The sequence below is a fragment of the Kitasatospora sp. NPDC091257 genome (assembly GCF_044757675.1).
Taxonomy (GTDB): Bacteria; Actinomycetota; Actinomycetes; order Streptomycetales; family Streptomycetaceae; genus Kitasatospora; species Kitasatospora lactacystinica.
This window is the reverse complement of record NZ_JBIVVI010000259.1, coordinates 1-8,620: the sequence shown is the minus strand read 5'-3', so window position 1 is coordinate 8,620 and position 8,620 is coordinate 1. Positions and strand designations below refer to the sequence as shown.

Below are 8,620 nucleotides of genomic sequence, written 5' to 3'. Positions count from 1 at the left end.
CCCACGGCCTGCCACCCTCCCACCCACGTAAGGACCACCCACGTGCACGCCCACCCGACCGCACACCGGATCGAAAACCACGCGCTGATCGGCAACATGACCACCGCCGCCCTCGTCAGCAGGGACGGATCCGTGGACTGGATGTGCGCCCCGCGATTCGACTCCCCGGCCGTGTTCGCCTCCCTGCTCGGCACCGACGACCACGGCTCCTGGGACCTGGGGCCCGCGACCGACCGACCGCGCCCGGCCGACCGCCGCCGCTACCGGGGCGACTCGCTGGTCCTGGAACAGGAATGGGACACCGAGGACGGCACCGTCCGGGTGATCGACTTCATGCCCGTCGCCGCTCGGACCGGCGCCGACCCGGTGCCCCGCATCATCCGCATCGTCGAAGCCCTGACCGGCACCGTGACGATGCGCTCCGTCCTGCGCCCCCGATTCGGCTACGGCCGCACCACCCCGGCCGTCCACCGCCCGCAGCCGGACCCCGGCGGCCCGCACCGCCTGACCGCGATCGCCGGCCCCGACGCGATCTGGCTCGACAGCCACCACCACCACGCCGACACCGACAGCACCCTCACCGCCGAATTCACCGTCCGGGCCGGCGAACGGACCGCACATGTCCTCACCTACCGCGACTCCCACCGCGGCGCCCCACCCGCCGTCGACACCGACCACGACCTCGCCCGCACCGAGCGGTTCTGGCACGAGTGGGCCGACCAGTGCACCTACCAGGGCCCCTACCGCGAGGCCGTGATCCGCTCCCTGATCACCCTCAAGGGCCTCACCTACGCCCCCACCGGCGGCATCGTCGCCGCCCCCACCACCTCCCTGCCCGAGGACATCGGCGGCGAACGCAACTGGGACTACCGCTACACCTGGCTGCGCGACGCCGCCATCACCCTCTCCTCCCTGCTGCGCACCGGCTACCGCGAGGAGGCCCGCGCCTGGCGCGAGTGGCTGCTGCGCGCGGTGGCCGGCGACCCGGAGAACCTCCAGATCATGTACGGCATCGCCGGCGAGCGCGAGCTCACCGAGTCCTCGCTGGACTGGCTGCCCGGCTACGAGGGCTCCCAGCCCGTCCGGGTCGGCAACGGCGCCGCCGGACAGCTCCAGCTCGACGTCTACGGCGAGGTCGTCGAGGCCCTGCACCTGGCCCACATGACCGGCCTGGTCCGCAACGACCACGCCCACCACCTCCAGCTGCGCCTGATCGACTACCTGGAGGAGCACTGGCAGGAGCCGGACGAGGGCATCTGGGAGGTCCGCGGCCCGCGCCGGCACTTCGTCCACTCCAAGGTGATGGCCTGGGTCGCCGTCGACCGCACCATCAAACTCCTGGAGCAGACCCCCGACGACGAGCCCACCACCGGCCACCTGGAGCGCTGGCGCGCGCTGCGCACCCGAATCCACGCGGACGTCTGTGAGAAGGGCTACGACCCGGAGCGCAACACCTTCACCCAGTACTACGGCGGCAAGGAGCTGGACGCCTCGCTGCTGCTGATCCCCCAGGTCGGCTTCCTGCCCCCGGACGACAAGCGCGTCATCGGCACCATCGAGGCGATCCAGCGCGAACTGTCCACCGAGGACGGCTTCGTCCTGCGCTACCCCACCCACGACGAGAGCGGCAACAACGTCGACGGCCTCTCCGGCCACGAGGGCGCCTTCCTCGCCTGCTCCTTCTGGCTCGCCGACGACCTCGCCATGATCGGCCGGGTCCAGGAGGCCCGCGAACTGTTCGACCGGCTGCTGGCGCTGCGCAACGACCTGGGCCTGCTCGCCGAGGAGTGGGACCCGCGGCTCAAGCGCCAGGTCGGCAACTTCCCCCAGGCCTTCAGCCACGTCCCGCTGATCGACACCGCCCTGCGGCTGACGGCCTGCGGCGCCGCGTACCTGTCCGCCCAGCCGGACGGCCCGGCCGCCGACCGGGTCGAGCGGGCCACCGTCTAGCGGGCCACCGTCCGGGAGCCGGTCTAGCCGCGCTGCACCAGCTCGTCGTAGGTGCTGAGCACCTGGGCGACGGTGGCGGCCTCGTCCGGCCAGGTCTCGGCCTGCTGCCGGCCGGCCGTCACCAGCTGCTCGCGGCGGGCCGGGTCGGCCAGCAGGGCGCGCACCGCGAGACCGAGCGCCGCCGGGTCGCCGGGGGGCACCAGTACGGCGGCGTCGCCGACCAGTTCGGGGATGCCGCCGACGGCGGTGGCGACCACCGGCACGCCCGCCCGCATCGCCTCCTGCACCACCAGCGAGCGGGCCTCCCAGCGGCTGGAGATCACCACCACGTCGGCGGCGGCCAGCAGGTCGGGCACGTCGGTGCGGTAGCCGAGCAACCGCACCGGCAGCTTCTCCGCGGCCGTCCGCTCGCGCAGCACGCCCGCCTCCGGGCCGTCCCCGGCGAGCAGTACCAGCGGCTCCGGGTCCAGCGCGGACAGCTCCCGGGTGGCGTCCAGCAGCACTCCGAAGGCCTTCTGCGGGACGAGCCGGCCGACCGCCAGCACCAGCGGGCGGTCCGGGTCCGCGCCGAGCAGCGCGGCACGGGCCTCGGTGCGGGCGAGCCGCCCCTCGGGCATCGGCGGGGCCGCCACCGGGCCCAGCCGGGCGTCGGTGGCGCCCAGTTCGCGGGCCCGGGCGACCAGGTCGGAGGAGGCGCCGAGAACCAGGTCGGCGGCGCGCGCCACCCGGCGCTCCATCAGCCGCTGCAGCCGGCGCTCCATCCCGGTGGCCAGCAGCGCGTGGTGCGAGGTGACCACCAGCGGGGTCTCCGGGCGCAGGCCCGGGAAGCGGCCGGCGGTGCGCAGCGCCAGGTCGGACAGCAGCCCGGCGCGCAGCCCGTGGGCGTGCACCACGTCAGCGCCGGTGAAGGCCCGGCGCAGCTCGCCGATCGCGGTGGCGTCGCTGCGGGCGCCCGCGGTGGGGGTGATGTCGACGGTGTGGAACCTGGCACCCGTGCGGGAGAAGCCGAACAGCGCGTCCGCGCCGGCCGGCGCGCAGACCGTGACGTTCACTCCGTGCGCGACCAGGCCCTGGGCCAGGGAGCGCACGTGCGCACCGATGCCGCCGGTGCTGGCGGCCAGGACGAGTACCACGTGCAGCTGCCCCGGTTCGGGGACGGCCGCGGTGGCCCGGGCGGCGGAATGGTCCACGTCGTCTCGCATCCGACTCGATCAGGTTCGCGCGCCGCCTCGCGAGGATTGCCCGCCCGGCGGCGCTCGGGGCTGGAAAGCCAGTGTCCAGGCGCCACCATGCCAGGTCGGCGGCCCTCTTGGACAGTCGGCGCCACCGGGCGCGTCGCCGGTGTCCGAGGGGGCCGCCGGCGCCGGCTACCGGCGGCGCGGGGCCCGCGCGGCGGCCAACAGCTCCTCGGCGTGGGCGCGGCCCAGCTCCGAGTCCTCCAGGCCGGCCAGCATCCGGGAGAGTTCGCGCACCCGCTCCTCGTCGTTCAGCACCTTGACGCCGCTGCGGGTCACGGTGCCGTCGTTGGTCTTCACCACCACCAGGTGCCGGTCGGCGAACGCGGCGACCTGCGGGAGGTGGGTGACCACCACGACCTGGGCGGACTCGGCCAGCTTGGCCAGCCGGCGGCCGATCTCGACCGCGGCCTTGCCGCCGACGCCCGCGTCCACCTCGTCGAACAGGTAGGTGGGGACGGGGTCGGCGCCCGCGAAGACCACCTCGACGGCGAGCATCACGCGGGACAGCTCACCGCCGGAGGCGCCCTTGGCGATCGGGCGCGGCTGGGCGCCCGGGTGCGGGGCCAGCAGCACCTCCACCTCGTCCACGCCGTGCGGACCGTAGGCGACGGTGCGCCCGCCGACCTCGATCCCGGCCAGGTCGTCGACCTGGCCGATCGAGAAGGTCACCCGGGCGTGCGGCATGGCCAGTTCGGCGAGTTCCGCGGAGACCGCCTCGGCGAACCGTCCGGCCGCGGCGTGCCGGGCCCGCGAGACCTCGGCGGCCAGCTCGGCCAGCTCGGCCCGCAGCTCGGTCTCCCGGGCGCCCAGCTCGTCGATCCGGTCGTCGTCGCCGTCGAGTTCGGCGAGCCGCACCGCCCCGGCCTCGGCCCAGGCGATCACCTCGGCGAGCGAGTTCTCCTCGCCGCCGTACTTGCGCAGCAGCTGGGCCAGTACGGCCCGGCGGTCCTCGACGGCGGACAGGCGCACCGGGTCGGCGTCCAGGTCGTCCGCGTAGCCGGCCAGGTCGCCGGCCACGTCGGCGAGCAGGTAGCCGACCTCGTTGAGGCGGTCGGCCAGGGCGGCCAGCCGCTCGTCGTGATGGCGCACGGCGTCCAGGGCCCGGCGGGACTGGGCGAGCAGGGTGCCCGCGTCCAGCGCCTCCGGGTCGACCGGGTCGCCGGCCAGGGCGGCGTGGGCCAGGGTCGCGGCGGAGGACAGCGCGTCGGCGTGGCCGAGCCGCTCGGCCTCGGCGGCCAGCTCCGCGTCCTCGCCGGCCACCGGCTCGGCTGCGGCGATCTCGTCCAGGCCGAAGCGCAGCAGATCGGCCTCCTGGGCGCGCTCGCGGGCCCGGGTGGTCAGCTCCTCCAGGGTCGCGGAGACCTCGCGCAGGACGCGGTAGGTCTCCCGGTAGCGGGCCAGCGGCCCGGCCACCGAGGCGCCCGCGTACCGGTCCAGCGCGCCGCGCTGGCGGGCCGGGCGCAGCAGGCGTTGCTGGTCGGTCTGGCCGTGCACGGCGATCAGGTCCTCGCCGAGCTCGGCGAGCAGCCCGACCGGGACGGACCGGCCGCCGACGTGCGCCCGGGAGCGGCCCTCGGCGGAGACGGTCCGGCTGATCAGCAGCGCGCCGTCGTCCAGTTCGGCCCCCGCCTCGATCGCGCGGGCCGCCGCCGGGGAGTCGGCGGGCAGCTCCAGCCGGCCCTCCACGACGGCGCGTCCGGTGCCGTTGCGCACCAGGCCCGGGTCGGCGCGGCCGCCGAGCAGCAGGCCCAGGCTCGTCACGACCATGGTCTTTCCGGCGCCGGTCTCACCGGTCACGGCGGTGAAGCCGGGGGCGAGTTCGACCACCGCGTCGTCGATGACCCCAAGATCCCGTATCCGCATCTCGTCCAACACGGAGACGACCTTACGAGGTTCCGCCCCCGGCGCGCGACGAACGACAACGGCGCGCGGCAACTCCGTGCCCGGAAGTTCATCCCTTCCGGGAGTCCTCGGCGGCCACCGGCACGGTGCACCAGCGCAGGAAGAGCTGCGCCATCGGGCCGATGGCCAGCGCGTACGCGACGGTGCCGACCCCGGCGGTGCCGCCGAGCAGCACACCGGCGGTGAGGACCGTCACCTCGATGCCGGTCCGGAGAAGTCGCAGCGAACGGCCGGTGCGCCGGTGCAGGCCGGTCATCAGGCCGTCGCGCGGGCCGGGGCCGAGCCGGGCGCCGATGTAGAGGCCGGTGGCCAGGCCGTTGAGGGCGATCGCCCCGGCCGACAGCGCGATCCGGGCGGGCAGGGCGCCGGGGCCGCCGACGGCCCGCAGGGTGAGGTCCATGGCCGCGCCGATCAGCAGCACGTTGGCGACGGTGCCCAGGCCGGGGCGCTGGCGCAGCGGGATCCACAGCAGCAGGACGAGGGCGCCGCAGATCGTCACCCAGGCGCCGACCGACAGCCCGACGGTGCGCTGCAGACCCTGGTGCAGGACGTCCCAGGGGTCGAGGCCGAGGCCGGAGCGGAGCATCAGCGCCATGCTCACGCCGTACAGGACGAGGCCGGCGAACAGCTGCGGTATCCGGCGGCCGAGGGCGTGGGTGTCGCCGAACACCCGGACGGCGAGGCTCCGCCCGGCGGCCGGTGCGGGGGTGGTGGTGGCGGCCGATGTCGGTGTGGTCGTGGTGGCCAAGGCTTGCTCCTGCGGTGGTGCTGCACCACCGGGACACCCGGTGGTGGCGGCCGGCACGGCCGCCCTGCCATGATGGCCAGTCCAAAGCGGCCTTCTCCAGGGCCAATCTCTAGCAAGTGGACTTATTCAGCCATGGTCGACTGGCACACCACCGTCACCCCGCCCGCCCTGGCGCGGCTGCTCGCCACCGCCCGGCTCCCCGAGCCGGCCGCCGCCCGCCGCCCCGCCTACCGCACCCTGGCCGGACAGATCCGGCTGCTGGTCACCGAGGGCCGGCTGCCGGTCGGCGCCCGGCTGCCCGCCGAACGCGAGCTGGCCACCGCCCTCGCGATGAGCCGCACCACCGTCGCCACCGCGTACGAGACCCTGCGCGGCGACGGCTACCTGCGCAGCCGGCGCGGCGCGGGCAGCTGGACCGCCCTGCCCGAGGGCGCCCCGCCACCCAGCGAGGCCCTGCACCCCGTCCCGCCGGACGAGCAGAGCCGCATGCTGGACCTCGGCGTCGCCGCCCCGCCCGCCCCGCAGCCCTGGGTCGGCCAGGCCGCCGCCCGGGCCGTCGAACAACTGCCGCACTACGCCGCCGGACACGGCCACTACCCCACCGGCGTCCCGGTGCTGCGCGAGGCCGTCGCCCGCCGCTTCACCGAGCGCGGACTGCCCACCACCCCCGACCAGATCCTGATCACCACCGGCGCCATGGGCGCCCTGCACCTGCTCCAGCGGGCCCTGATCGGCCGCGGCGACCGGGTCGCCGTCGAGGCGCCCAGCTACGCGAACACCCTGCAGGCGCTGCGGCTGGCCGGTGCGCGCCTGGTCCCGGTGCCGTACGCCTGGACTCCGCGGCCCACCTGGGACCTCGACGAGTGGCGGCGGGTGCTGCGCGGCGCCGGCCCCAAGGTCGCCTACCTGATCCCGGACTTCCACAACCCGACCGGCACCCTGATCGACGAGGAACAGCGCCGCGAACTGCTGGCCGCCGCCCGGGCCGCCGGAAGCATCGTGCTGGCGGACGAGACCACCGCCGAACTCGGCTGGGGCGTCCCGCCCTCCACCCCGCTGCCGCGCCCCATGGCCGCACTGGACCGCTCCGCCCAGGTGGTCACCGTCGGCTCGGCGGGCAAGCTGCTCTGGGGCGGTCTGCGGATCGGCTGGGTCCGGGCCGCGCCGGCGCTGGTGCGCCGACTGGCCACCGAGCGGGTCTACAGCGACGTCGGCACCCCGGTGCTGGACCAGCTGATCGCCGCCGAACTGCTGGGCGAACTGCTGCCCGATGTCCGGGAGCACCAGCTGACCCGGCTGCGGGCCACCGCGCGGGCCTTCGCCGCCGCGCTGCCCGAACGGCTGCCCGACTGGAGCTTCACCATGCCGACCGGCGGTCTCTCGCTGTGGGTCTCCACCGGCGGCCTGTCCGGCGCCGCGCTGGCCCGGGCCGGGGAGCGCGGCGGGGTCCGGATCGCCTCGGGCAACCGCTTCGGCTCGGACGGCGCCTTCGAGCACCATATCCGTCTCCCGGTCACCGTGCCCGCCGCGACCGTCCCCGCCGCCGTCGAACGCCTCGCCGCCCTGGCCGCCCAGGCGGCGGCCGACGGACGGCTCGAACCGGCCGACGAGGCCCAGCCGCTGGCGGTCTGACAGCTCGTCAGCGACATGCGATCGGCCGGTGCGCGGCCCCGGGACAGGCGAAAGCCCCTGGCGCGCACCGGCCTCGGCGCATCCGGACGAGCCGCGACCGGCCGCCCACCGGCCTGCCGGTGGGCGGGTCTCCTGCCGGGAGGTGCTAGCAGTGGCCGGCCCGGCCGCGCCAACCCGTCACCGGCAGCGCGAACTTGGCCACCAGCCGGTCGGTGAACGGCGCCCGGTGCAGCCTCGCCAGCCGCACCGGAGTCCGGCCCCGACGGACCTCCACCCGCGCCCCGGCGGGCAGTTCGACCGAACGCCGCCCGTCGCACCAGAGCACACCGTGCGGCGTCTTGGGCTGCACCTCGACCGCCAGCACCGACTCCGGCGAGGTCACCAGCGGGCGGGCGAACAGCGCGTGCGCGGAGATCGGCACCATCAGCAGCGCCTCCACCTCCGGCCACACCACCGGCCCGCCGCCGGAGAACGCGTACGCGGTGGAGCCGGTCGGCGTCGCGCACACCACGCCGTCACAGCCGAAGTTGGAGACCGGGCGGCCATCCACCTCGGTCACCACCTCCAGCATCCGCTCCCGCGCCGCCTTCTCGATCGAGGCCTCGTTCAGCGCCCAGTCCTCGTGGACCACATCGCCGTTGGTACGGACGATGACATCGATCGTCATCCGCTCCTCGACCTCGTAGTCCGCGTCCACCACCCGCTCCACCACCACGGCCAGGTCGTCCCGCTCGGCCTCGGCGAGGAAGCCCACCCGGCCCAGGTTGATCCCGAGCATCGGCAGCCCGTGCGAGCGCGCCAGCTCCGCCCCGCGCAGCAGCGTCCCGTCCCCGCCGGCCACCAGGATCAGCTCGCAGCCGTCCGCCGCCCCGGGGCCCTCCGCCATCTTCTCGACGCCCTCCGGCAGGTCCAGGTCGACCGCCTCGGTCTCCAGCAGTCTGATCCGAAGACCCGCCTTCAGCAGCCCGTGCACCAGGGCCTCGACGCTGCGCAGCGCCGCCTCCCGGCCCGTGTGCGCGATCAGGAAGACCGTACGTTCTTCATCGCTCATGCCGCTGCCCTCTCCCTAACGCCTGCCGGGTCGCCCTTGGCCCCGGTGCGGCCGCGCCATACGGCATGACGGGCCGGACGCTCGCAAGGCACCCTACCG

Annotated in this window: 6 protein-coding genes; 2 read left to right on the top strand and 4 right to left on the bottom strand. The window is 75.3% G+C overall.

What is annotated here, in order from left to right:
* Positions 1-96 precede the first annotated feature (96 nt).
* The gene (locus ACIQOV_RS14830) at positions 97-1,950 is read left to right on the top strand and encodes a glycoside hydrolase family 15 protein (RefSeq protein ID WP_401048633.1); all 1,854 of its coding nucleotides are present in this window, start codon (positions 97-99) and stop codon (positions 1,948-1,950) included.
* Positions 1,951-1,973: 23 nt separating this feature from the next.
* Here the strand turns inward: ACIQOV_RS14830 and ACIQOV_RS14825 are convergent, their stop codons facing one another.
* The 3 genes from ACIQOV_RS14825 to ACIQOV_RS14815 form a co-directional block, all read right to left on the bottom strand.
* Positions 1,974-3,152, bottom strand: a complete 1,179-nt coding sequence (locus ACIQOV_RS14825; RefSeq protein WP_401048628.1) for a glycosyltransferase family 4 protein — start codon at positions 3,150-3,152, stop codon at positions 1,974-1,976.
* A gap of 165 nt (positions 3,153-3,317) precedes the next feature.
* The gene (recN, locus tag ACIQOV_RS14820; protein ID WP_401048631.1) at positions 3,318-5,051 is read right to left on the bottom strand and encodes a DNA repair protein RecN; all 1,734 of its coding nucleotides are present in this window, start codon (positions 5,049-5,051) and stop codon (positions 3,318-3,320) included.
* 88 nt (positions 5,052-5,139) lie between these two features.
* Entirely contained in the window at positions 5,140-5,760 is a 621-nt protein-coding gene (locus ACIQOV_RS14815) for a YitT family protein (protein ID WP_401048630.1), read from the bottom strand.
* Between the two features lie 210 nt (positions 5,761-5,970).
* Between ACIQOV_RS14815 and ACIQOV_RS14810 the strand changes: the two genes are divergently transcribed.
* Entirely contained in the window at positions 5,971-7,470 is a 1,500-nt protein-coding gene (locus ACIQOV_RS14810) for a PLP-dependent aminotransferase family protein (protein WP_401048627.1), read from the top strand.
* Between the two features lie 145 nt (positions 7,471-7,615).
* Here the strand turns inward: ACIQOV_RS14810 and ACIQOV_RS14805 are convergent, their stop codons facing one another.
* Positions 7,616-8,521 (bottom strand): NAD kinase, encoded by a 906-nt coding sequence (locus ACIQOV_RS14805; RefSeq protein ID WP_401048625.1) that lies wholly within the window; start codon positions 8,519-8,521, stop codon positions 7,616-7,618.
* Positions 8,522-8,620: the final 99 nt, after the last annotated feature.